At 33.6% G+C, this 23,382-nt stretch carries 24 protein-coding genes; 16 read left to right on the top strand and 8 right to left on the bottom strand.

Features of this window, described 5'->3' with window-relative positions; all coding sequences use genetic code 11:
• Positions 1-43 precede the first annotated feature (43 nt).
• The gene (locus tag FUA22_RS16660; protein WP_170309958.1) at positions 44-781 is read left to right on the top strand and encodes a DUF6503 family protein; all 738 of its coding nucleotides are present in this window, start codon (positions 44-46) and stop codon (positions 779-781) included.
• Here FUA22_RS16660 and FUA22_RS16665 read toward each other — a convergent pair.
• The 5 genes from FUA22_RS16665 to clpB all read right to left on the bottom strand — a co-directional run bounded on the left by FUA22_RS16665 (position 774) and on the right by clpB (position 6,490).
• Positions 774-1,289: a SixA phosphatase family protein gene (locus FUA22_RS16665; protein WP_147769722.1), complete on the bottom strand. Its 516-nt coding sequence runs from the start codon at positions 1,287-1,289 to the stop codon at positions 774-776. The two genes, FUA22_RS16660 and FUA22_RS16665, sit on opposite strands and share 8 nt — an antisense overlap.
• A 9-nt stretch (positions 1,290-1,298) precedes the next feature.
• A complete protein-coding gene (deoD, locus tag FUA22_RS16670) occupies positions 1,299-1,997 on the bottom strand; it encodes a purine-nucleoside phosphorylase (protein ID WP_147769723.1) in 699 nt (232 codons plus the stop codon).
• 5 nt (positions 1,998-2,002) lie between these two features.
• The gene (deoC, locus tag FUA22_RS16675) at positions 2,003-2,668 is read right to left on the bottom strand and encodes a deoxyribose-phosphate aldolase (protein WP_147769724.1); all 666 of its coding nucleotides are present in this window, start codon (positions 2,666-2,668) and stop codon (positions 2,003-2,005) included.
• A 172-nt stretch (positions 2,669-2,840) separates the two neighbouring features.
• Positions 2,841-3,488, bottom strand: coding sequence for a deoxyribose-phosphate aldolase (gene deoC / locus FUA22_RS16680; protein ID WP_147769725.1), 648 nt, complete (start codon positions 3,486-3,488; stop codon positions 2,841-2,843).
• Between the two features lie 395 nt (positions 3,489-3,883).
• Entirely contained in the window at positions 3,884-6,490 is a 2,607-nt protein-coding gene (gene clpB / locus FUA22_RS16685) for an ATP-dependent chaperone ClpB (RefSeq protein ID WP_147769726.1), read from the bottom strand.
• Between the two features lie 234 nt (positions 6,491-6,724).
• On the opposite strand from clpB, the gene ytxJ reads away from it, so the two are divergent.
• A complete protein-coding gene (ytxJ, locus tag FUA22_RS16690) occupies positions 6,725-7,051 on the top strand; it encodes a bacillithiol system redox-active protein YtxJ (RefSeq protein ID WP_317132117.1) in 327 nt (108 codons plus the stop codon).
• 4 nt (positions 7,052-7,055) lie between these two features.
• On the opposite strand, the gene FUA22_RS16695 is transcribed toward ytxJ, so the two are convergent.
• Positions 7,056-7,910 carry an AraC family transcriptional regulator gene (locus FUA22_RS16695; protein ID WP_206667119.1) on the bottom strand — a complete coding sequence of 285 codons (855 nt, stop codon included), beginning with the start codon at positions 7,908-7,910 and terminating at the stop codon, positions 7,056-7,058.
• Positions 7,911-8,030: 120 nt separating this feature from the next.
• On the opposite strand from FUA22_RS16695, the gene FUA22_RS16700 reads away from it, so the two are divergent.
• The 4 genes from FUA22_RS16700 (at position 8,031) to FUA22_RS16715 (ending at position 10,170) form a co-directional block, all read left to right on the top strand.
• Positions 8,031-8,672 carry a 3-keto-disaccharide hydrolase gene (locus FUA22_RS16700; protein ID WP_147769728.1) on the top strand — a complete coding sequence of 214 codons (642 nt, stop codon included), beginning with the start codon at positions 8,031-8,033 and terminating at the stop codon, positions 8,670-8,672.
• A gap of 40 nt (positions 8,673-8,712) precedes the next feature.
• Complete coding sequence (locus FUA22_RS16705; RefSeq protein WP_147769729.1) at positions 8,713-9,000, top strand: YdhR family protein; 288 nt, start codon at positions 8,713-8,715, stop codon at positions 8,998-9,000.
• 75 nt (positions 9,001-9,075) lie between these two features.
• A complete protein-coding gene (locus FUA22_RS16710) occupies positions 9,076-9,762 on the top strand; it encodes a TonB-dependent receptor plug domain-containing protein (RefSeq protein ID WP_147769730.1) in 687 nt (228 codons plus the stop codon).
• Positions 9,763-9,771: 9 nt separating this feature from the next.
• Positions 9,772-10,170 (top strand): hypothetical protein, encoded by a 399-nt coding sequence (locus tag FUA22_RS16715; RefSeq protein WP_147769731.1) that lies wholly within the window; start codon positions 9,772-9,774, stop codon positions 10,168-10,170.
• A 5-nt stretch (positions 10,171-10,175) separates the two neighbouring features.
• On the opposite strand, the gene FUA22_RS16720 is transcribed toward FUA22_RS16715, so the two are convergent.
• On the bottom strand, positions 10,176-10,736 hold the full coding sequence (locus FUA22_RS16720) for a GNAT family N-acetyltransferase (RefSeq protein WP_147769732.1): 561 nt from the start codon (positions 10,734-10,736) through the stop codon (positions 10,176-10,178).
• Between the two features lie 101 nt (positions 10,737-10,837).
• On the opposite strand from FUA22_RS16720, the gene FUA22_RS16725 reads away from it, so the two are divergent.
• The 5 genes from FUA22_RS16725 to FUA22_RS16745 all read left to right on the top strand — a co-directional run bounded on the left by FUA22_RS16725 (position 10,838) and on the right by FUA22_RS16745 (position 15,596).
• Entirely contained in the window at positions 10,838-11,263 is a 426-nt protein-coding gene (locus FUA22_RS16725; RefSeq protein ID WP_147769733.1) for a PaaI family thioesterase, read from the top strand.
• 4 nt (positions 11,264-11,267) lie between these two features.
• A complete protein-coding gene (locus FUA22_RS16730) occupies positions 11,268-12,383 on the top strand; it encodes a chorismate-binding protein (protein WP_147769734.1) in 1,116 nt (371 codons plus the stop codon).
• A 95-nt stretch (positions 12,384-12,478) separates the two neighbouring features.
• Positions 12,479-14,233: a 2-succinyl-5-enolpyruvyl-6-hydroxy-3-cyclohexene-1-carboxylic-acid synthase gene (gene menD / locus FUA22_RS16735; RefSeq protein WP_147769735.1), complete on the top strand. Its 1,755-nt coding sequence runs from the start codon at positions 12,479-12,481 to the stop codon at positions 14,231-14,233.
• 96 nt (positions 14,234-14,329) lie between these two features.
• Positions 14,330-14,668 (top strand): DUF2853 family protein, encoded by a 339-nt coding sequence (locus FUA22_RS16740; RefSeq protein ID WP_147769736.1) that lies wholly within the window; start codon positions 14,330-14,332, stop codon positions 14,666-14,668.
• Positions 14,669-14,753: 85 nt separating this feature from the next.
• Positions 14,754-15,596 carry a CvfB family protein gene (locus FUA22_RS16745; protein WP_147769737.1) on the top strand — a complete coding sequence of 281 codons (843 nt, stop codon included), beginning with the start codon at positions 14,754-14,756 and terminating at the stop codon, positions 15,594-15,596.
• Position 15,597: 1 nt separating this feature from the next.
• On the opposite strand, the gene FUA22_RS16750 is transcribed toward FUA22_RS16745, so the two are convergent.
• Positions 15,598-16,779 carry an HYR domain-containing protein gene (locus tag FUA22_RS16750; protein WP_147769738.1) on the bottom strand — a complete coding sequence of 394 codons (1,182 nt, stop codon included), beginning with the start codon at positions 16,777-16,779 and terminating at the stop codon, positions 15,598-15,600.
• Between the two features lie 131 nt (positions 16,780-16,910).
• On the opposite strand from FUA22_RS16750, the gene mnmE reads away from it, so the two are divergent.
• The 5 genes from mnmE to FUA22_RS16775 all read left to right on the top strand — a co-directional run bounded on the left by mnmE (position 16,911) and on the right by FUA22_RS16775 (position 23,376).
• A complete protein-coding gene (mnmE, locus tag FUA22_RS16755; RefSeq protein ID WP_147769739.1) occupies positions 16,911-18,299 on the top strand; it encodes a tRNA uridine-5-carboxymethylaminomethyl(34) synthesis GTPase MnmE in 1,389 nt (462 codons plus the stop codon).
• Between the two features lie 184 nt (positions 18,300-18,483).
• Positions 18,484-19,617, top strand: coding sequence for a serine hydrolase domain-containing protein (locus FUA22_RS16760; protein WP_241664843.1), 1,134 nt, complete (start codon positions 18,484-18,486; stop codon positions 19,615-19,617).
• 71 nt (positions 19,618-19,688) lie between these two features.
• Positions 19,689-19,979, top strand: coding sequence for a DUF2188 domain-containing protein (locus FUA22_RS16765; RefSeq protein WP_147769741.1), 291 nt, complete (start codon positions 19,689-19,691; stop codon positions 19,977-19,979).
• 103 nt (positions 19,980-20,082) lie between these two features.
• Positions 20,083-21,918, top strand: coding sequence for a sulfatase family protein (locus FUA22_RS16770; RefSeq protein ID WP_147769742.1), 1,836 nt, complete (start codon positions 20,083-20,085; stop codon positions 21,916-21,918).
• 12 nt (positions 21,919-21,930) lie between these two features.
• Positions 21,931-23,376, top strand: a complete 1,446-nt coding sequence (locus FUA22_RS16775; RefSeq protein WP_147769743.1) for a sulfatase — start codon at positions 21,931-21,933, stop codon at positions 23,374-23,376.
• Positions 23,377-23,382: the final 6 nt, after the last annotated feature.

A 23,382-nucleotide genomic window follows, 5' to 3' on the forward strand; every position in this document is an offset into this window, starting at 1 on the left:
AAAGTATTCTAGATTTTCTCGACAGATATTGAAATTTCAGTTTATGCTAAAAAGAACTGTATTATTGATTTTGGTTGCATTCTACTTTTTTGGTTGTAATAACAAACCTATAGATGCTAATGTAACTATTGATAAATCAATTAGAGTTTCTGGTGGTGATTTAATTAAAACGTCAACTATTGAATTCGATTTTAGAGATATTCATTATATCGCAATTAGAAATAATGGATCTTTTGAATTAGGAAGAAGCTTTAGTAAGGATTCACTTATATTCACAGATAAACTAAGTAATTCTGGGTTTAAAAGGACAATTAATGATGTGTTAGTGAAAGTTTCAGATAGTATGATACCAAGGTACTCTGCATCTGTAAACTCTGTACACTATTTTTCTGTTTTACCTTATGGCTTGAACGATGCTGCGGTTAATAAATCGTATTTAAATGATGTTAACATAAAAGGCAATACTTACCACAAAATTAAAGTCATTTTTAATGAAGAATGTGGAGGAGAAGATTATGAAGATATTTTCTTTTATTTTGTTAATAAAGATACTTTTAAAGTTGATTATTTATCATATTCCTATGCCGAAAACCACGGTATTGGATTAAGGTTTAGAGAAGCTTACAATGAAAGATTCGTAAACGGTATCAGGTTTGTTGATTACAATAACTATAAACCAAAAGAAAAAAGTGAGTCTTTGGAAAACTTAGAGATTCTTTTTGAAAACAATGGATTGGAGTTGCTTTCTAAAATTCAATTAAAAAATGTGAAGGTTAATTAAAGGATATTAATCTATCTGAAACTTTACCATTAATTATTGAAATAATATACAAGTTACCGTTATTGTTATCCTCTATAATATTATACTTTTCTTGTTTAAGAATGGCATTAACAAACGAAGGTATTGTGTTACTATGCCCAACAATTAATACAGTTTTGCCATTGGTGTTTTTTAAGAAAGTACCTGCTTTAATAGGATGAGGCTTGTAAATAGTAATTTCAATATTATTTTTAAGAGCCGTAGGTTTTGCAGTTTCTTTAGTTCTATTATAATCAGTAGAATATACTAAGTCAAATTTAATGCTATCTAAAATTTTGCTCCAATTTTCAGCGCGTTGAACACCAATATCAGTTAAATGTGGGTTTTTGTAATCAGGATTACTTCTGTCTTTTTCAGCATGACGAATAAAGTAATATGTTGAAGCATCTGATTTGTTAGATATATTTGCATCTTTTGATTTTCCACAAGAAGTAAGAGCTACAACAAAAATTAAAAGTAAAAATCTCATGTTTTAAAATTATGCCAGCTCTAGAGCTATTTCCATCATATCTTTAAAAGTGGTTTCTCGGTCTATGCTAGATAAACGTTCACCGGTTACTAAAGAATCAGAAATAGTTAAAATGGTTAAGGCATTTACATTATGTTTAGAAGCTACGGTGTATAATCCAGCTGTTTCCATTTCAACACAAAGCACTCCGAATTTGGACCATTTTTTATAAGATTCAAAGTCGTCAGCATAAAATTCATCCGAAGTAAATACATTTCCAGCTTTTATATCTATGTTTTTACTTTTTGCGGCTTCAACTGCTTTTTGAAACAACTCAAAATTAGCGGTAGGTGCATAGTCTGCACCGTCAAAGCGTAATTCATTTACACCAGAGTTTGATGATGCAGCCATGGCCAAAACAACATCTCTTACTTTTACGTGTTTTTGATAAGATCCGGCACTTCCAACTCTAATTAGGTTTTTAACGTCATAATCGGTTATTAATTCATGAGCATAAATAGATATTGAAGGCACACCCATACCTGTTCCCATTACTGAGACTTTTTTGCCGTTGTATGTTCCTGTATAGCCCAACATACCTCTAACCTTATTAAAACAAACTGGATTTTCTAAAAAAGTTTCAGCTATCCATTTAGCACGTAAAGGGTCTCCAGGAAGTAAAATAGTTTCTGCGATTTCACCTTTTTTTGCTTCAATATGTACGCTCATAAATTTTAATAATTTGAATTAGAAGATGTTCCTTCAATAATAGCTATTCCAGAAGAAGTGCCTATTCGGTCTACCCCAAGATTTATATATTCTAAAGCCGTTTTAGTATCCTTAATACCACCCGAAGCTTTGATTTTTATACATTTTTTACAGATACTGGCCATAATTTTAACATCTTCCTTGGTAGCGCCACCAGTCCCAAACCCCGTAGAGGTTTTTATAAAATCTGCGCCGCTTTGAATAGCCAGTTCGCTAGCTTTAATAATTTCTATTTCCTCAATGTAACATGTTTCTAAAATAACTTTTAAGATGTTATTTGGCATGCATAGTTTTACCGCTTCGATATCTTTCCAAACGGCATCAAAATCTTTACTCTTTAAAAGCCCAACATTGATTACCATATCAATCTCATCGGCACCATTTACCAATGCCGTTTTAGCCTCAGCCACTTTGGCCTCGGTAGACATAGCTCCCAAAGGAAAACCTATAACACAGCAAACTTTTACATCAGAGTCTTTTAATTGTTCTTTTGCTAAAGCAGCATAACAGCTATTAACGCAAACAGAAAAAAACCGATATTGCTTGGCTTCTTCACAAAGTTTAATAATATCTTCTTTTGTTGCGGTTGCTTTTAAAAGTGTGTGGTCTATATAGGTGTTTAAGGGTTTCAAAACTATGTTAAAGTTAAGGTTATTTTTATTTGAAATCAACCTTTAATTTCAATATGCTAAGATGCTTCTTTTTTTCATCTTTAAACAATGATTAAAATCAGTTTAGCAAAGAAAAGGCTATAAAGTTGAATAACCTATATAGCCTAAAATATATTGAGTAATTTAACAGTTATTAAGCTGCCATACTATTAGTTTTAAATTGCCTTGAAACACCAATCCTATCTACACCTAATTCTATATATTTTACAGCTGCTTCTTCATCTTCAATTCCATGGAAAGCACAAATTTTAATATTATTTCTAATAGTTTTTTTAATAATCTTTACAACAGTTAAAGTGGCTCCTCCTTTAGAAAATCCGGTAGACGTTTTAATAAAATCAACTTTAGCATCCAAACATATTTGGCATGCTTTAATAATTTCATTTTTGTTTAATTCAGATATTTCTAAAATAACTTTAAGAGGAATGTTTCCAATTGCTATTTTTACATCGCTAATATCTTTTAATACAGATACGTAATTCTTGCTTTTTAATAAGCCTAAATTCAAAACCATATCAATTTCTGTAGCTCCGTTTGCGATAGCGCTTTTGGCTTCATGAATTTTGGAGGCGGTATCGGTAGCTCCAAAAGGAAAGCCAATTACAGAGCATATTTTAATATCGCTGTCATTTAATAATTCATTGGCTAAAGCAACGTAGGCACTATTAATACAGACCGAGTGTACATATTGTTCTTTGGCCATAAGGCATAAGTCAATAATATCACGTTCTGTAGTAGCCGGATCTAACTGGGTTAATTCAATGTGTTTAAAAATGTTCATTCTTAATAAGTAGGTTTTAGGGGCTATTTTATTATTAAGATAAAATAAAATAGTTGCTATTAATCATTATTTTAAATGTAGAGTTGGGGCTTTACATTTGATACTAAATTATAAATAATTGCTGTTAAAATTTGCTTTAAGAGCTAATTTTCGACGAACGACAACTCATAATTTTTTAACTTCTTAGTTTTCAAAATATTGCATTTAAACTAAGATTTATGATTTTTACCGGATTTAGAGATCATTTCATCGTAACTGCCCGCTTTTTATATTAAGATATTCAATAAAAAAAGCAACGATCATCTAATTAAAGAATTCACGTTGCTTTTTCAACTAACCAACCAACTAATAGACTATTGAAATTAAGAATTGTTACAACAATTTATAGATTATTTTTAAAATTCTTCAGCAACCAAGTCACCTTGATTTCTAAACACCAGTTTATCGTCAAACGAATCCAGTAAAATTATGCTATCTGTTGTAATTTTACCAGCGAGTATTTCTTTACTCAAAGCATTCAATACTTCTTTTTGAATTACACGTTTTACCGGTCTAGCGCCATATTCAGGATTGAAGCCTTTATCAGCTAAATACGCAATAGCTTCTTGAGTGGCGTCAAATGTAATTCCTTGTTGCGCTATCATCTTTGTCACACTTTTTAATTGTAAACCAACAATATCTACAATGTTTTCTTTTGAAAGCGGTGTAAACATTATGGTGTCATCAATTCTGTTTAAGAACTCTGGCCTTACGCTTTGTTTTAGTAAGCCTAGGATTTCAACTTTAGCAGATTCCATTGCCGTGTCCATATCTTTAATAGCTTCAAATTTCTCCTGAATGATATGACTTCCCATGTTAGAGGTCATGATGATAATGGTATTTTTAAAATCTGCCACCCGTCCTTTATTGTCCGTTAATCTGCCTTCATCTAATACTTGTAATAGAATATTAAACGTATCTGGATGTGCTTTTTCAATTTCATCTAAAAGCACAACAGAATAGGGTTTACGCCTAACAGCTTCTGTTAATTGTCCACCTTCGTCATAGCCAACGTATCCTGGAGGTGCACCAACCAATCTGCTTACCGCGTGACGTTCTTGATATTCACTCATATCAATACGAGTTAGTGCATTTTCATCATCAAATAAATATTCAGCTAAAGCCTTTGCTAACTCTGTTTTACCTACACCTGTTGTTCCCAAGAATAAAAATGTACCAATAGGTTTTTGTGGATTTTGTAAACCAGCTCTACTGCGTCTTACAGCGTCGCTAACAGCAACAATAGCTTCTTCTTGTCCAACAACACGTTTGTGCAATTCATCTTCTAATTTTAAAAGCTTTTCGCGTTCGCTTTGCACCATTTTAGTCACCGGAATGCCTGTCCATTTTGCAACCACTTCAGCAATATCATCATAAGTTACTTCTTCCTTTATTAAGGCATTTTCTTGTTGACTTGCAAGAATAGCTTGTTGTGCTTCAAGGGCTTCTTGAGCTTGTTTTATTTTTCCATAGCGTAATTCGGCTACTTTACCGTAGTCGCCTTCACGTTCAGCGCGTTCAGCTTCTAATTTGAAGTTTTCAATATCCAGCTTGGTGTTTTGAATATTATCAACCACTTCCTTTTCGCTCCTCCATTTTGCATTTAGTTCATTTCTAACCTCCTTAATGTTTGCTAAATCCGAGCGAAGTGATTTTAACTTACTTTCATCTTTTTCACGCTTAATGGCTTCAATTTCAATTTCCAGCTGCATGATTTTTCTATCAAGGACATCTAATTCCTCAGGTTTAGAATTGATTTCCATCCGAAGTTTTGAAGCTGCCTCATCCATTAAATCAATAGCCTTATCCGGTAAAAACCTGTTAGTTATGTAGCGTGTGGATAACTCAACCGCGCCAATAATAGCCTCATCTTTGATGCGGACTTTATGATGCGTTTCATACTTCTCTTTAATACCACGAAGGATTGAAATGGCACTTTCATTATCCGGTTCATCTACCATTACTTTTTGGAAACGACGCTCCAAAGCTTTGTCTTTCTCAAAGTATTTTTGATATTCATCTAATGTAGTGGCTCCAATAGCTCTAAGCTCTCCTCGTGCTAGGGCTGGTTTTAGAATGTTTGCAGCATCCATGGCTCCTTGTCCGCCACCAGCTCCAACAAGAGTGTGAATTTCATCAATGAACAACACGATATCGCCTTCGCTTGTTGTTACTTCTTTTATAACAGCCTTTAGGCGCTCTTCAAACTCACCTTTGTATTTAGCACCAGCTATTAAGGCTCCCATATCTAGGGCAAATATTTGTTTATCTTTTAGATTTTCAGGAATATCACCATCAATAATTCTATGAGCTAACCCTTCAGCAATGGCCGTTTTACCAGTACCTGGTTCACCTACTAAGATGGGATTGTTCTTGGTTCGTCTAGATAAAATCTGAAGAATACGTCTTATTTCTTCGTCTCTACCAATAACAGGGTCAAGCTTACCTTCTTTGGCAAGTTGGTTTAGATTTTTTGCATATTTGCTTAAAGAGTTATAAGTGTCTTCTTGACTTTGAGAGGTTACATTTTCACCTTTTCGTAGCTCCTCAATAGTTGCTTTTAAACCTTTTTCGGTAACACCTTGGTCTTTTAGCATTTGACCAATTTCACTTTTTGATTTAAATACAGCAATAATTAAATGTTCTACAGAAACATAATCGTCTTTCATTTTTTTAGCAATAAGAGCAGCTTCATTTAAAGTTTTGCCTGCTTCACGCGAAAGCATGAGTTCACTACCGCTAACTTTTGAATAACTTTCTAGTTGTTTATCTAAAGCTTGTTCCAGTATAGATACATTAACATTTAGCTTTTTTAGAATAAAAGGCAGCACATTTTCGTCTACTTCAAAAATACCTTTGAAGAGATGTTCGTTCTCAATTTGTTGATGACCATATCCTTGTGCAATTTGTTGCGCCTGTTGAATGGCCTCTTGTGATTTTATTGTATAATTATCAAAGTTCATAGCTTAAATTTATTTTCTTTACATCTTGTTTTTGTCAATAACCTTACCAAGCATTTTTGTAAGACAAAATGTCGTTTAAACAGTGTGTTGGTGTGACTTTTCGTCAGTTTGTAAGTTTAAGTAATAACTTCGACTTAAGGCTAGGAAAAGATAAGTATTCAAAAAAAATATGGGATTATTAAATAAAATATTTGGTTCAGAAACCGCTGTAAAAAAGGAAGAAAAGATTTTGCCATGGTTTCCTTAGACGACTTGCAGCAATTAGAAACTATTAAAGTAAAATCTAGCCAAAAAACACAAGTTATATTTAAGCATTCAACCCGATGTGGTATTAGCAGAATGGTTATGAATCAGTTCATTGATTCTTATAATTTTACTGAGGATGATTTGGATTTATACTTTTTGGACATCCTTAATCATAGAGATGTGTCTAATGAAGTTGGGATTAAATTTCAGGTTAGGCATGAATCTCCTCAACTTTTGGTTGTTAAAGAAGGAGTAGTTGTTGCCCATGCTTCACATGGGCAGATTAATGCTTTAGATTTGTCAAGTTTCGTTTAATAAATTACTTCACTGGAATATAAAACTCTGTTTTTAGTTTTTCTTCTGCCACTCTATCTGGGTGACTGATGTACCTTTCCCTAACTGGTTCATCTCTTATTTCGTATTCGCTATTTAGCAACCAATCATTAAATAGATAGTTGTAAACCTGTTCAAAATATTTGTAGGAGCCCTGATATAAAAACACTGCAAATTTACCTCCTTTTAAAGTTTTAGTACCAATATCACCGGATGGTTTAGCATCTTTATGTATTATCAAACACGCGTTATATCTAATTTTATCATCGTTAGTTACTTTCGGGTCATCATGTGGAAGCCCAATGTGCTGAATGCCCTTGGTAAACAGTTTTTGCTCCTTTACTTGTCCCCAAAGCTTTTCCCAAGCTCCAGAATAATTTAGTGTTTGGTAAGCTCCTTGCATTCTGTAGTAAATACATCGTTGCTCTTCAATATCTAAAATTTTTGGTTTTTTAATGTTTAATGTAATGTCCATTTTTTTTACAGTTTTTAAAGTATAACTTTTGTTTTTTCGATATGCCGAAGGAGAAATTCCGAAATGAGATTTAAACTTTTTTGATAATGATGATGGTGTTTCAAAACCCACACTATAAGCAACACTTTCCATGTCTAAATCTGAATATCGAATTATTTTGGCAGCAGTTTCTATACGCGTTCTAGAAATATATGCTCCAATAGGCTCGCCTAATAACGCTCTACTAATACGATGAAAATGAAAGGGTGAAAAATTAGAGATCTCTGCAAGCGTTTTAATGTCAATTGCACTGTCTAAATTATTATTGATGTATTCAATGATAATATTGAGTCTTTCTTGATAAAACGCTTTATTCGTTTGTTTCATTTTTATTGTATTGATACTACAAATGTATATGGGAATTAAGATACTAACTTTTCCATTCTTGCTAAATAATGGTTTATAATATTATTCATTTATATTTATTGAAATTTAATCTATAGATTTATGAAAGCATTCTTCCCAATTATAATTTTCGTCCTGGTGTTAGCATCATGCAGTACATCAAAAAGAGAGCACTTGTTTAATGGTGAAAATCTAGAAGGTTGGACAATTTTTGTAAGTGACTCCACCGTTAATCCAAATAATTATTTTTATGTGAATAATGGTATGATTGAAACTGTAGGTGTTCCTATTGGTTATTTAAGAACTACTAAAGAATATTCAAACTACAAATTACATGTAGAATGGCGTTACCCAGAAGAGCCAACAAATAGTGGTGTTTTTGTGCATACTTCTGGAGATGATTTAATTTGGGTTGGGCATTATCAGGGTCAGTTAAAACACGAAAATGCCGGTGACTTCATTGTTCACGGAGTAGGAAGAAGCGCAACACTTGCAGATAGCACTTATACATCTACTGCAGAACATAAACCATTAATCTCTAAATATGAATCTTCAAGCGAAAATCTAGCTGGAGAATGGAATAGCTATGATATTACTTGTAAAGGTGATACAATTGAGCTAATGGTAAATGGTGTACTTCAAAATGTAGCCACCAATTGTTCGGTTACCAAGGGTAGTATTGGTCTACAAGCAGAAGGTTCAAAAATACAATTTAGAAATTTGTGGGTAGAGCCTTTAGACTGATTTTTTTTAATAAGAAAACCAACATATAACATCTATTATTATGATTCTACAAATAATAAGATTAAAATCTAACCTTCCTGAAGATGAACTTTTAAGAAGAGCTAAAGAACGAGAGCCTCAATTTAAGGCTATCTCGGGACTGCTGCAAAAATATTACGTTAAAATGGCAGATACTGGCCAATACGGAGGTATCTACGTTTGGGATTCTATAGAATCACTTAAAGCTTTTAGAGCATCTGATTTAGCAGCTAGTATTCCAGAGGCTTATGAGATTGTTGAAGCCCCTAATATTGAATTGTTAGATATCCTTTTTAAATTAAGGGAATAACAAGCTATATACCCTTAGATTTAATGGTATAATTTTTATACTTTTAATATTTGAATTATTCAAATATCATAAGCCATGAAAAACCTATTTCTAACTGTTTTTAGTTTGATTTTAGGGATAATATTCTTTACCCCTTCAGATGCTAATGCTCAAGAAAGAACCATTAAAGGTGTTGTTACAACCTTTGAAGATATTCACGTTGTTAAAGCTGAGGTTAAATTACTAAGAACAAAGGAAATAGTGTTGACAGATACAATAGGCGTTTTTAAGATTACTTGTTTACCTGGTGATAAAATTCGGGTAAGTGCCAAAGGATTTAATTCGGAAAGCTTCAAAGTGACTGAAAATACTACCACAGCTTTTATAAATTTAATACTTAAGCCCAATTCAAAAAATCAAGAACTGGCTGTTGCGTACGGACATGTACTAGATGAAAAAAATCTTAATGCGGTAGCTTCGGTAAATACGCGTGATAAGAGTTATTCTGATTTTTATAGTGTGTATGAAATATTGAATCAAATTCCCAATGTTAGGGTGAGCGGTTCTGACGTTGTAATTCGTGGTAAGAGTTCTATTAATGGCAATGGTGCAGCCTTAATTGTTATTGATGGGAATGTGCAGGCCTTTGATATGTTGAGTAATCTGGCTCCTCAAAACATAAAAAATGTCTCCGTGTTAAAGGGAGTTGCTGCAACTGCATATGGAGCAAGAGGAGCTAATGGGGTGGTTCTCATTACAACTAAGACGACACCTGGTGATTAATTGTTGTCTATGAGCCCAAATCAATTCGTTATAGCAGTCATCTGCTTTTGTTTTTTCTTGTTTTCTTTTGCACAAAACCCAGACTTGAAGCATGTTGAAGTGATTGTTTTAAAGAGGGTAGAAGCCTTTTCAAGATATAATTATAGAAGTAATATGACAAATTCACTTAGTGAATTCAAAGTAAGTATTAAGAATAATGGAAATACTCCTGTGGTTATAAATTTATATGAAGTTTTTGGTGTAGATAGAGTGGGTAACACTTATTCTCTTAGATTGCCAACTTTAAGCAAAAAAAAGAAAACCATAAAGCCAAAAAAGAGCTTAAAACAAACCCTTCTTTTTGAGCCCACAACAAGGCATAAACCAGTTTATTTGGTTATTGAGGGGAGACAGTATTCTTTGTACTAAGGTATTTATATTGTTTTTTTAAGTTCTTCCCATTCCTCCTTTAAAATTCCATAACAACAGGTGCTTCGTTTAAACCCATCAAGCATAAGCGTATCTTTACGTAAAACACCTTCTAGTTTTGCTCCTAGTTTTTCAACAGCCTTTCTGGAACGTATATTACGTTCATCAACTCTAAATTCTACCTTATCAAACTTTAAAGTTTCAAAAGCATATTGAAGCATTAAAAACTTCATATGTTTGTTAAGTCCTGTGCCTTGAAAATCCCGTCCAATCCAAGTCCAACCAATGTGCAGTACTTTGTTTTTCCAATTAATAAGTCCAAAGCGTGTACAACCGGCAAAGGCGTTGGCTTGTTTATCAAAAATTATAAACGGAATAGTGGTTCGGTTATAATAACCATCAACAGCTGTTTGCACGTAGTCCTTTAAATCTTCAGGTGTATCAATCTTACTAGGAGAATATTGAACCAAGTTAGGTTCTTGGGCAATCTCAAGCAAATTCTTATAATTGCTCATACCTAATAAAGTGAGCTTTACACGGTTATCTTCAAGGGTTGGTATTTTCATAATTTGTCATTCCAGTAAAGGTAGGAATCTTTTAAAATGAAACTAAAATTATAGATGCATTTCGTATTTTTACGCACCAAAGTTTAAAAATAAACTATTCTATGCAATTATCTAAAGAAGTAATTCAGGAGCGATTTCAAGTTATAGCAAAAGACACTTTGTTAGAGACGCTTAATATTGAAATGATTGACTTTGGCGATGATTTTTTGGTTTTAAAAATGCCTGTAACACCAAAAGTACATCAGCCCGATGGCGTATTGCATGGAGGTGCCACCGTGGCTTTAGCTGAAACTTGCGGAAGTTTTGCTGCCGAATTATTTCTAGATACCAAACAGTTTTTTGTAAGAGGTATTGAAATATCTGCCAACCATATAAAGAGTGTGCGTAGTGGAAATGTGTATGCTAAGGCAACGTTTATTCATAGAGGGCGCACCACACAATTGTTTGAAATTAGAGTGACGGATGATGATGATAATTTAATCTCGTTGTGTAAATTGACGACTGTTTCTCTTCCAAGAACCAAATAACTACATGACTTTGGAAGATTTTTTTAAACGAATTGAATTACAATACAATCAGCAATTACCATTTGTATTATATAGAAAACCTAATAAAACTGAGGTTAAGTGTTTATTACAACAATCTAACGAATTATTTTTTACATCGGAATTTACAGAACAAGGTTTTGTGTTTTCACCTTTTGATGATAGAGAAGAGACGGTTTTAATTCCTTTAGAAAACTCAGAATCAATTAACATTCCTTTTTTTACGTCTGATGTAGTCGAGACATCTCATTATGAATCTCAATCAGTTTTAAAAGCCAAAAACCATCACATTAAAATGGTTAATAGAGGCGTTGAAGCCATCATAAATGATTCGTTTAAAAAAGTGGTATTGTCAAGAATGGAAACAGTAAGCCTTTCCGAAGCAAATCCTATTTCAATATTCAAAAAACTATTAGACAAATATGCATCTGCTTTTGTGTATTGTTGGTATCATCCAAAAGTAGGCTTGTGGTTGGGTGCAACCCCTGAAACTTTGGTAAAAATTGAAGGTAATCGGTTTTCAATCATGGCATTAGCCGGAACACAAGTTTATAATGGAACGATGGATGTAAAGTGGCAAGACAAAGAAATTCAGGAACAAAAAATTGTTACAGATTTTATTGTAGATTGTTTAAAACCATCCGCCGAAAGCATCAAGATTTCAGATACCAATACAGTTAAAGCTGGGAATTTATTGCACTTGAAAACCATGATTTCGGCCCATTTAAAATCAGATTCTAACTTAAAGAAAGTCATTTTAGCCATTCACCCAACACCAGCTGTTTGTGGCTTACCAAAGCAAGCAGCTAAAGATTTTATTTTAGAGCATGAAAGCTACAACCGCGAGTTCTATACGGGTTTTTTAGGTGAATTAAATTTAGAAACTACTAAAACTCCGCGTTCTGGAAGACGTAATGTTGAAAATAGAGCTTATTCAATAACCAAAAATAGCACTCAGCTTTATGTAAACCTACGCTGCATGCAATTACTAAATTCTGAAGCTATTATTTATGTTGGAGGTGGAGTTACCTTAAGTTCTGATCCTGAAAAAGAATGGGAAGAAACAATTGCAAAGTCTTTGGTGATTAAAAGTATCTTGTAATTACAATGTCAGCTAGGGTTTCACATTTTTTAGTTAGATGTTTCAAGAACTTTTAAGTCGGATTTCTTACATTAGCGGTTCATTTTATACGTATAATGATATACCCGAAAATTCCACTTGCGCAAACCGTTATACAGCTTTGTAAGGCTAAAGGTATTAAGCATGTTGTTATCTCTCCAGGAAGCAGGAATGCCCCTTTAACCATTGGCTTTTCCAATAATGATTTTTTTAAGTGTTATAGTATTGTAGATGAGCGTTGTGCTGCTTTTTTTGCTATGGGTATAGCACAACAATTACAGGAACCAACAGCAGTAGTTTGTACTTCTGGTAGTGCACTTTTAAATTATTATCCGGCAGTGGCCGAAGCGTATTATAGTGATATTCCGTTGGTTGTTATTTCGGCCGATAGACCAAAGCATCTAATTGGTGTAGGAGATGGGCAAACCATTAATCAGCCAAATGTATTTGAAAATCATATTCTCTATTCAGCAAATTTAAAATTGGATTTAAAGGAAGATGAAAACCAAGTAGGCGAAGAACTTCCTATTTTTAAAAACCTTGAAAATAAGCTTGAAACTTTGTTAGGCTTAAAACAATCCATTCAGGAGTTTAATGAGTTGGAAATCAACAAAGCAATTAATATAGCTTTTCAAAAAAGTGGACCAATACATATTAATGCTCCATTTGATGAACCTTTATATGATCGTGTTGAAAAATTAACAGTTGATCCAGAAGTGATTCCCATAAAGCAAAAACCATTAGTGATTGATGAATCATTACTGAACAATTGTATAGAAGATTGGAATGCTGCCAAAAGAAAAATGATTCTGGTAGGGGTAAAGCAGCCCAATCAAATTGAACAGCAATGGTTAAATATTTTAGCAAATGACGACAGTGTTGTCGTATTTACTGAAACAACTTCAAATATTCATCATGAAAACTTTTTCCCGAGTATAGATAAAATCATTGCACCTTTAGATGAAGCTGGGTATAAAAATCTGCAACCAGATATTATATTAACCTTTGGAGGTTTAATTGTTTCAAAAAAGATCAAAGCCTTTTTAAGGAATCAGAAACCAAAACATCATTGGCATATTGACACTATAAAAGCCAATGATACTTTTTTCAGCTTAAATAGATTTATTGAAACTCAACCCAATTATTTTTTCTCTAAGTTATTAGCTCAAACAAAGTCTATTTCTAGTGATTACAGACCTCGTTGGGAAACTATAAAGATAGAGAGACGCTATAAACATACCGAATACTTAAACAATATTGATTTTACAGATTTAAAAGCGTTTCAATCTATTTTAAAAGCTATTCCAAATTATACTATTCTTCAACTGGGTAATAGCTCAACGGTACGCTACGTACAGTTATTCAATATAAACAAGACGCTAGAGGTATATTGTAATAGAGGTACCAGTGGTATTGACGGTAGTACATCTACAGCTATTGGTTGTGCTGTTGCTACCGAGAAACAAACTACACTTATTTCTGGCGATTTAAGTTTCTTGTATGATAGTAATGGTTTGTGGAATGACCACATTCCTGAAAGTTTTAGAATCATTGTCATTAATAATCAAGGAGGCGGTATTTTCAGAATATTGCCGGGGCATAAGAATACCGATAATTTCAATACATATTTTGAAACCAATCATAACTTAACCGCAGAACATTTATGTAGAATGTATGGTTTAGAATATTTAACGACTTCAAATGAATTAGAACTAGAAAGTAATCTTCAATCTTTTTATTCAGAAGGAGCCAAACCAAAACTACTAGAAGTATTCACTCCTAAGAACCTAAATGACGAAGTTCTTCTAAACTATTTTAAGTTTATTAAGTGAAAATGTGACTTTGTTATAAATGCTGTGTCTAAAAATTGGTATCTTTAGAACAGCTATCAATTAAAGTATTTTATAAACAATTAAACATTTTTTATCATGAGTAAACGTGACGAATTAATTGCTAAATACGCTGCAGATTTAAAAGACAAATGTGGTGTTAACGCAGACATGGATTTATTAACTAAGGTAACTATTGGTTGTGGTCCATCTATTTACAATGCTGATTCTTCAACTGTTTCAAGTTCAGATGAATCAGAATTAAGCACTGTAAAAAACAACTTTTTAATTAAGAAATTAGGTTTAAGTGCAAGTGCAGATTTAGATGGCGGTATTGCCGCTGTTATGGATCAATATGGAAAGTCTAACAGAAATAAATATAGAGCTGTAGTTTATTATTTGTTGACTAAACATTTTGGAAAAGAATCTGCCTATTAGAATCTACTATTCAATATATCTAAAGCGCTGCAATTATTGTGGCGCTTTTTTATTTTCTAGAATTTAATATTAATACCTTTGCCACATGATGCAATTAGGGCAAATAAACACATTAGAAATACTCCGTGAATCAGACCACGGTATTTATTTAATTGATAACGAAGACAAAGAGGTTCTACTTCCAAATAGGTATGTACCAGACTCATTCAAAATATGGGACAAGATTGATGTGTTCGTGTATTTAGATAATGAAGAACGTTTAGTTGCAACCACAGATATACCTTATATACAACTTGGTGAGTTTGCTTTATTGCGTTGTAATCAGGTAACAGATTATGGTGCATTTTTAGATTGGGGCTTAGTTAAGGAATTGTTTTGTCCTTTTAAAGAGCAGGCATTTAAAATGAAACCTGGTGGTTGGTATTTGGTACATTGTTATTTAGATGAGAGAACTGATAGACTAGCAGCTTCTGGTAAAACAAATCGTTTTTTAAGTAATAAAGAGTTAACTGTAAAGGAATTTGATGAGGTAGAATTAATTGCTTCTCATCCTTCAGATATTGGGTGGAATGTTATTGTAAATAAAACACATATTGGACTAATTTATAAAGACAATATTTTTACAGATATAAGTGTAGGGGATAAGCTAAAAGGAATCGTTAAAAAAGTACGTCCTGGAAATAAATTAGATATTGCTTTAGGACAAATTGGTTATAGAAACATTGAACCTAATGCACAACGTATCTTAGAAGAACTGGAAGACAATAGTGGGTTTATTAACTTAACTGATAAATCAAATCCCGAAGCTATTAAAGAACAGCTCCAAATGAGTAAAAAGAGCTTTAAAAAAGCATTAGGATCGCTTTATAAGCAAAAGCAAATTCTAATAAAACCTGATGGGATTTATTTAGTTGAAACTACAGAATAGGCTATTCGTCTTCTAATTTCCAAGTACGTACCCAATCGTAAGAGGTAGTGCGTTCTTCAATACTGCCGTTCATTCCACCACCATTAGGTACTGGATTCCAATCGTATGTTTCAACAACCAGTTTCATGTACATGGGTAAATCAAAACTAGAAGGGGGAGTTACTGTTCCAACTTTTTTACCATCTAAAAATAACTCAACTTCTGTTGGGTTTTTCCACCAACCTGCATACACATGGTAATCGTCATAGGTTTTACCAGTTATAGATTCACTATTGCCATTTGAGCCAGTAGGAGTTTCAGGACAATCATTATTTCTACTATGAGTATTAGAATGCATACTACTATTAAAAGACTGTGCCCAATTTGCCGTAGTTGTTATTTCACCAACACATTCTTGAATATCAAATTCGGTGGTGCGTCTATCACAACCAGTACCTTCGTTTCGTTTATTAATTAACCAAAACGTAGATGACATAAAGGTTTGGCTAGACTTCATTTTACATTCAAAATAATGCCCTGGACCAATTGATGTTGTAGATGTAATGTATGAACCTGCATGCGTAAAGTTATGTCCATTAACAACTTCTGGAGCCGGCAATTCATCGGCCGTTAGCCTTAAATTACCGTCAGCAATTGATACCGTATTCTTCTTAAAAAGCCCTGGTGGTCTTCCAATCCATTGATTAGGGTCTGTGTTTTTCCATTTAACTTCATCCAACGCATTGCCATTAAATTCGTCGGACATAGAATCTACTTTAGTCCATTTTTTTCCGTTCGGAGTATAATTAGTCTCAACAAAAAATGGCATATCCTCTGATGGCCCATTTTGAGTAACTGTAACATTAAAACTACAGTTAGCTTTATTACCAGCAGCATCTGTAACTTCAAAAGTATTTGTTGTGGTTCCAATTGGATAATCATCACCCGATTGCAACCCTGCTATTTGCTTAGTAGTAGCACCGGCAACATTATCAGTTCCTGTAGGTTCTGTATAGGTTACCACAGCAATAGTGGAAAAATTATCTATAGACACATTTATATCAACAGGACAATTAATACTCGGATTTATAGTATCAATTACGGGGTCTTCTTTAACGTCTTCATTACTATCACTTCCACTACAATTCAATAATAAAAACGATAAAGCGAAACAAGAAAAACAAGCAAACTTATATTTAAACATGGTAGTATAATCTGTAAATTATTACTGCAAATTTCCAATCTTAAATAGTATTTTAAAGCTACAAATGGTTATTAAGCTGAAACAAATGAATTATAAGTTTAAGAGCGTTTCAAATTGTTTATTTTTGTGGCATGATTAATACTGATACCATAGTTGCTTTAGCAACACCTTCAGGTGCTGGAGCCATTGCTATTATTCGTTTGTCCGGAAAGGATGCAATTACTATTGCCGATGCACATTTTAAATCGGTTTCTGGCAAAAAGTTATTTAAGCAGCCAACCCATACCATTCATTTAGGTCATATTGTTGATGGAGAAAGAACACTTGATGAGGTTTTAGTATCTGTTTTTAAAGATCCCAATTCTTATACTGGTGAAAATGTTGTGGAAATTTCATGCCATGGCTCCAATTATATTCAACAAGAAATTATACAATTATATTTAAGAAATGGTTGTAGAATGGCTAGTGCGGGGGAGTTTACACTGCGAGCCTTTTTAAATGGCAAATTAGATTTAAGTCAAGCGGAAGCAGTTGCAGATTTAATTGCCAGTGATAATGAAGCCTCTCACCAAATTGCAATGCAACAAATGCGTGGTGGTTTTTCAACCGAAATAGCTAAATTAAGAGAAGAGCTTTTAAATTTTGCTTCACTTATAGAGTTAGAGCTTGATTTTGCAGAGGAAGATGTTGAATTTGCCGACAGAACCCAATTCAAAGATTTAATTGATAGAATTACCTTAGTATTAAAACGATTGATAGATTCTTTTGCCGTTGGTAACGTCATAAAAAACGGTATTCCTGTCGCTATTGTAGGAGAGCCAAATGTGGGTAAATCCACTTTATTGAACGCTTTATTAAATGAGGATAGAGCCATAGTCTCTGATATTGCTGGAACTACAAGAGATACCATTGAAGACGAAATTTCTGTGGGTGGTATTGGCTTTAGGTTTATCGATACAGCTGGTATACGCGAAACTAAAGACGTGGTTGAAAGTATAGGTATTAAGAAGACTTTTGAAAAGATTGATCAAGCTCAAGTGGTTATTTATTTGTTTGATGCCGATAAGTTTAAAGATCAAAGCAATCAGTTTAAGGTTGAGCTTGAAAAAATAAAGAATAAATATCCTCAAAAACCGCTTATTGCGTTGGCCAATAAAGTGGATAAGATTCAAGAAGATCAAGTTGAAATCATTCAAAAGGAAATTCCTGAAATTCAATTAATGTCAGCAAAACAGGGTAAAGGTGTTGAAGAACTTAAAGACACCTTATTAAGTTTTGTAAATACCGGAGCCTTAAAAAACAATGACACTATTATTACTAATACGAGACATTACGATTCATTACTAAAAGCTTTAGAAGAAGTTTCAAAAGTAAAAGATGGGCTCGAAACTGGTTTATCTGGAGACTTGTTAGCTATTGATATTCGTCAGGCATTATACCATTTTGGTGAGATTACAGGTGAGATTTCTTCTGATGATTTGTTAGGGAATATTTTTGCTAATTTCTGTATTGGGAAATAATTGCCGCATACACAGAAATGAAATGGATAAGTCATGCATTGGATAATCAATAAGCATAATAAAAGCATTTTGAATTTTTCTGAATGATTATTAACTTGGCACGAAATTTATGTTTGCTCCATTTTTGAAAAAAAGAATTAGAAATATATACCTAAGCCTAATAATTGGTTTAACTGTCTTTTTTTTGTATAATAATTCTTCATCTTCTCAGAGTTTGGTTGTTGAAACTGAAATAACTACTACTGAATCTACCAATAGTGAGTCTCAGATTTCAATACAGTACTATCCTGAGAAGGAAATTAGACATCTACGTTATAAGCTCGATTCATTATTAAAACGTATTAATAAGAGACATGATTTTCATGGGGCCATTTTAGTAGCAAAAAAGGGAAACATTTTGTATAATAATCAAGTGGGGTATGCTGATTTCAAAAAGAAAACTCCATTGAACGAAAAATCGGTATTCCAATTAGCTTCTGTAAGTAAACAATTCACTGCTGCTGCGATTATGTTATTGAATGAGAGAAATCAAATTAAGCTTTCAGATACCGTAACAGCTTATTTTCCAAGATTCCCCTATAAACAGGTAACTATTAGAAGCCTTTTAAATCACACCGCAGGGTTACCCAATTATTTTTGGGTGGCAGAACATAAATGGAGGAGTAAAGAAGCACCAACAAACAGTGAAATGATGGCATTGTTGGAGTCAAGTAATGTGCAACGTTACTTTAAACCAGGTCGTAATTTTGATTATTCAAACACGGGTTATTTTGTTCTAGCTTCTATTGTTGAGAAAGTTTCGGGTACTTCTTTTAGTTCATTTTTAAAAAGTAATATTTTTGAACCTCTTCAGATGAAATATTCATATGTCTACAATCCAAAAAATGATAGTATTCATGAAAATCAATTGGATGGATATAGATTGTATAAAGGTTGGAGGCATCTTAAAATTAATAATACGGTTAATGATGCTATTGTAGGAGATAAAAATGTATATACTACCATCGAAGACTTGTATAAGTGGACGCTGGGCTTAAATAGTGGAAAACTGATTTCGCAGGAGTCGCTAGATCTAATGTATTCAGAAGGAGAAACAGTTTATGGAAGAAAAGTACCATATGGTTTCGGTTTTAGAATTAACACTGAAGGGCAAAAAATTATATACCACCACGGCAAATGGAATGGGTTTAGAACGGGACTAACAAAGTATTTAGAAGATGATTTGGTTGTTATCGTTTTAGAACATACCAGTTACAGTGCTATGACTTCTCTTAACAAAAAAATAAAGAAAATTATTGCCGAAAATTTGGAGGTTTAATGTCATAAATAGCATTGTAATTCCATTATTCTTGGTATCAACAGAAACTATTTACAAAAACAATAACTTTCATGTCAAAACAAAACACCTTACTAAATATTTTACAAGAATTAGTAGAGGCTATCATCAAAGCTCTTGGATATGCCAAGATGCGCAAACGTACTTGGAACCAGCATGTTGTTCCTTATGAAGAAGGTTGGGCTGTTCGTAGAGAAGGGAATAAGCGTATAACCTCTAAACATAGGAAACAAAGTACCGCAATTACCAAGGCTAAAACCTTAGCTAAACGTTATGATGCTGATGTGATTATTCATCGTAAAAGTGGAGGTGTTCGTGATCGAATTAGTTATAAAGAAGATTAATAAAGGGCTTTAACTTAAATTGGTATAGTATGACTTTAGCGTAATTTCCAGTTCTGTTAGTTTAAATCGTTTCCGTACTTTTAGTGAGTCAAAAATAAAATTAATGAAACGATTAAGTATTTCTAGTTTATTTATTATAATGGTTTTTTGTATTGTTGAAATTTATGCGCAAGATGAAAAACCAAATATTCTTTGGTTGACAAGCGAGGATAACAGCGCCGAATGGATTGGTTGTTATGGTAATTCAAATGCCGAAACACCTAACATTGATGCCTTGGCTAAAGAAGGGTTTCAATACATGAACACCTTTGCTAATGCACCAGTTTGCGCACCACAAAGAAGCACTTGGATAACGGGTGTTATGGCAATTTCTATGGGTACACACCCTATGAGAAGCTCATACAAAATTCCACATAATAAAATAAAATACTATCCAGATTTTTTAAATGAAAACGGTTATTATACAGGTAATTTCGCAAAGAAAGATTATAACATTGGAGGTAGAAATGATGAGCCTTGGGATAACCCCAAAACTTTAAATTGGGAGACACTCAAACAGCAACAACCATTTTTTCAGGTTATTAATTTTCAAGCATCACATGAAAGTAGAGCCTTTGGTGAAATTGATAATACCAATCATGACCCAAATAAAACTAGGATACCAGAATACCATCCCGATATTCCTGATATTCGAAAAAACTATGCGCACTATCATGATGCCATCAAAAAAATGGATTCTCAAATTGGAGATGCTATAAAAAACCTTGAGAAAGCAGGTTTAGCAGAAAATACCATTGTAGTTTATGTGTCAGACCATGGAGGCGTGTTACCACGAAGCAAACGTTACCTTTTCAAAAACAGTTTACATTGTCCGTTGGTAATTCGTATTCCTGAAAAGTATAAAAAACTTTGGCCTGCGGATGAAGTTGGAGCAAAAATAGACAGATTGGTAAGTTTTGTTGATATGCCTAAAACTTGGTTGAGTATTACCGGAAGTGAAGTACCTGATTATATGCAAGGAAATATATTTCTAGGTGCTGATACCGAAAAAGAACAAGAATATCATTTCGCTTTCCGCGGACGAATGGATGAACGTTTTGATAATGCCCGGGCGGTAAGCAATAAGCGCTATCTCTATATTAGAAACTATATGCCGTATTTGCCATGGATGCAATATTTGGAGTATTTATGGCGAATGAAGGCAACTCAAGCTTGGGAGGAAGCGGTTAAAAAGGGGGATGTAACTGAAGTGCAATCAAGGTTTTTTAAACCTAAAGGTTGGACAGAAGAACTTTACGATATGCACAATGACCCAGATTGTGTGAATAATTTAATAGATAATCAAGAATTTAGTTCTGTTGCAGTTAATATGCGCGTTGCCTTACGTGAAAAACAGATTAAAATTAACGATGCAGGCTTACTTCCTGAGTCCGAAATGGCACGTTTAGCAAAAGAAGCTAACAGTACTATTTATGAAGTTTCAAGAAATCAGGATTTATTTAATATCGAAAAAATTTTAAATGCAGCAGACTTAGCTTTAGATAAGAATCCGAATAATCTGTCTAAGCTTAGAGCGATGTTAGAGAGCAACGATCTTGGAGAACGTTATTGGGGTATCGTAGGTTGTTTTTTATTAAATGATAAAGAAAGTGGTTTTAAGGGAATCAATGACGAGTCTCACGAAGTGCAGGCTATGGCTGCATGGATTCTTACTAAAAATGGAGAAGTTGACAAAGGTGTGGCGTGTATCAGGCAACTTATAGAACAACGTTCTTATGCGCTTTTAACTGCTTTAAATATGGTAGAATGGATTGGGGAATCTGGTGAAAAATTAATACCTGCCGTAAAAGCCTTAGATTTAAGAGAGTCTTATAAAAACCAATATAAATACCAAATTAGAAGACGTGACCACCTTCTCAATTTTTTTGGTGAACAATAAAAAATTTTGATAATGAAACTTAAGTTTTTAAGCCTTGCCTTTTTCGTTTTACAATTTACTATAGCTCAAGACAAGCCAAATGTGCTGTTTATCGCAATAGACGATTTGAACGATTATGTAAGTTGCATGAATGGTCCTTTAAGTGTACCAACTCCTAATATTGATAGACTAGCAAAACAAGGAACATTGTTTGAAAATGCACATTGTCAAGCTCCCATTTGCGGACCATCAAGGGCCAGTATTATGACAGGGCTTTATCCTTCAACTTCTGGGAATTATTTGCAAGTTACTGATAAGAGTATAAAAAAGGCAAGTAGGCCTGCAAGCGAATCTATTTTTATGCCCGATTATTTTGAACAATTTGGGTACAAGACCATGGCTGTAGGGAAAATTTATCATGGAGGAGATGCTGCGGGTACTTTTAAGGAATATGGAGGCTATCATAATTGGGATGGCCTTAGGCCCGAAAAAAGGGTGAATTATGACCCAGCAAGATTACCTCATAAAGTAGGTCGTACCATGACTGATTGGGGTGCTTATCCAGAACACGATAGTATAGTTGGCGATTATAAAATTGCAAAATGGGCGGTAGACAAATTGAGTAAAAAGCATAATAAGCCATTTTTTCTTGGAGTTGGTTTTAATAAGCCACATGTCCCTTGGCATGTTCCGCAAAAGTGGTACGATATGTTTCCTTTAGAAAACATAAAAACCCCACCATATAAAAAAGACGATTTTGATGATATTTCTCTGATGGCCCAAAAAGTGGCAGAGGCGCCAATGATGCCAACTACTGAAGAGCTTATAAAATGGGGGCAGTGGAAGGAAGTCATACAAGCTTATTCAGCTTGTATTGCTTTTGTTGATGCTCAAGTGGGGAAAGTATTGGATGCCCTTGAAAATTCAGAGTACGCTAACAACACCATTATAGTTTTATGGTCTGACCACGGGTATCATTTAGGAGAAAAGAATAGGGTGGCAAAACAGGCCTTATGGGAACGAGATACGCGTACAGTTTTAGTAATTAAAGATGTAAATCAAATAAAGGGTAAACAATGTGATGCTCCCGTTGGGCTAATTGATATGTATCCAACTTTGGTAGATATGTGCAATTTGCCTTCCTTAAATCAATTAGAAGGAAACTCTATAAAAGATTTAGTAATAAAGCCTAAAACGAAGTGGAAAAATCCAGCACTATGTTTTTATGGAGAGGGGAATATAGCCATTAGAGGTAAAAGATATAGGCTAACACAATATGAAGATGAGTCGCTCGAATTATACGATATGAAAAAGGATCCTAACGAGTGGTATAATCTGGCGAATAACAAAAAGTATCAAAAAATCATTAGGAAACTTCAAATGAATATTCCAAAAGAATGGACGTCTTTAAGCGAACATTCATCATATGACTTCAATGACTATTTTAGAGGGAAATCGAAAAAGCAAATCAAATATTAGAGTAAA

The organism is Seonamhaeicola maritimus, assembly GCF_008056315.1.
Classification (GTDB): Bacteria; Bacteroidota; Bacteroidia; order Flavobacteriales; family Flavobacteriaceae; genus Seonamhaeicola; species Seonamhaeicola maritimus.

Coding starts and splice junctions, on each gene's coding strand:
- FUA22_RS16660 (WP_170309958.1), top strand. CDS start 44: ATGCTAAAAAGAACTGTATTATTGATTTTGGTTGCATTCTACTTTTTT.
- FUA22_RS16665 (WP_147769722.1), bottom strand. CDS start 1,289: ATGAGATTTTTACTTTTAATTTTTGTTGTAGCTCTTACTTCTTGTGGA.
- deoD (WP_147769723.1), bottom strand. CDS start 1,997: ATGAGCGTACATATTGAAGCAAAAAAAGGTGAAATCGCAGAAACTATT.
- deoC (WP_147769725.1), bottom strand. CDS start 3,488: ATGAACATTTTTAAACACATTGAATTAACCCAGTTAGATCCGGCTACT.
- clpB (WP_147769726.1), bottom strand. CDS start 6,490: ATGAACTTTGATAATTATACAATAAAATCACAAGAGGCCATTCAACAG.
- ytxJ (WP_317132117.1), top strand. CDS start 6,725: ATGGTTTCCTTAGACGACTTGCAGCAATTAGAAACTATTAAAGTAAAA.
- FUA22_RS16695 (WP_206667119.1), bottom strand. CDS start 7,910: ATGAAACAAACGAATAAAGCGTTTTATCAAGAAAGACTCAATATTATC.
- FUA22_RS16700 (WP_147769728.1), top strand. CDS start 8,031: ATGAAAGCATTCTTCCCAATTATAATTTTCGTCCTGGTGTTAGCATCA.
- FUA22_RS16705 (WP_147769729.1), top strand. CDS start 8,713: ATGATTCTACAAATAATAAGATTAAAATCTAACCTTCCTGAAGATGAA.
- FUA22_RS16710 (WP_147769730.1), top strand. CDS start 9,076: ATGAAAAACCTATTTCTAACTGTTTTTAGTTTGATTTTAGGGATAATA.
- FUA22_RS16715 (WP_147769731.1), top strand. CDS start 9,772: ATGAGCCCAAATCAATTCGTTATAGCAGTCATCTGCTTTTGTTTTTTC.
- FUA22_RS16720 (WP_147769732.1), bottom strand. CDS start 10,736: ATGAAAATACCAACCCTTGAAGATAACCGTGTAAAGCTCACTTTATTA.
- FUA22_RS16725 (WP_147769733.1), top strand. CDS start 10,838: ATGCAATTATCTAAAGAAGTAATTCAGGAGCGATTTCAAGTTATAGCA.
- FUA22_RS16730 (WP_147769734.1), top strand. CDS start 11,268: ATGACTTTGGAAGATTTTTTTAAACGAATTGAATTACAATACAATCAG.
- menD (WP_147769735.1), top strand. CDS start 12,479: ATGATATACCCGAAAATTCCACTTGCGCAAACCGTTATACAGCTTTGT.
- FUA22_RS16740 (WP_147769736.1), top strand. CDS start 14,330: ATGAGTAAACGTGACGAATTAATTGCTAAATACGCTGCAGATTTAAAA.
- FUA22_RS16745 (WP_147769737.1), top strand. CDS start 14,754: ATGATGCAATTAGGGCAAATAAACACATTAGAAATACTCCGTGAATCA.
- FUA22_RS16750 (WP_147769738.1), bottom strand. CDS start 16,779: ATGTTTAAATATAAGTTTGCTTGTTTTTCTTGTTTCGCTTTATCGTTT.
- mnmE (WP_147769739.1), top strand. CDS start 16,911: ATGATTAATACTGATACCATAGTTGCTTTAGCAACACCTTCAGGTGCT.
- FUA22_RS16765 (WP_147769741.1), top strand. CDS start 19,689: ATGTCAAAACAAAACACCTTACTAAATATTTTACAAGAATTAGTAGAG.
- FUA22_RS16770 (WP_147769742.1), top strand. CDS start 20,083: ATGAAACGATTAAGTATTTCTAGTTTATTTATTATAATGGTTTTTTGT.
- FUA22_RS16775 (WP_147769743.1), top strand. CDS start 21,931: ATGAAACTTAAGTTTTTAAGCCTTGCCTTTTTCGTTTTACAATTTACT.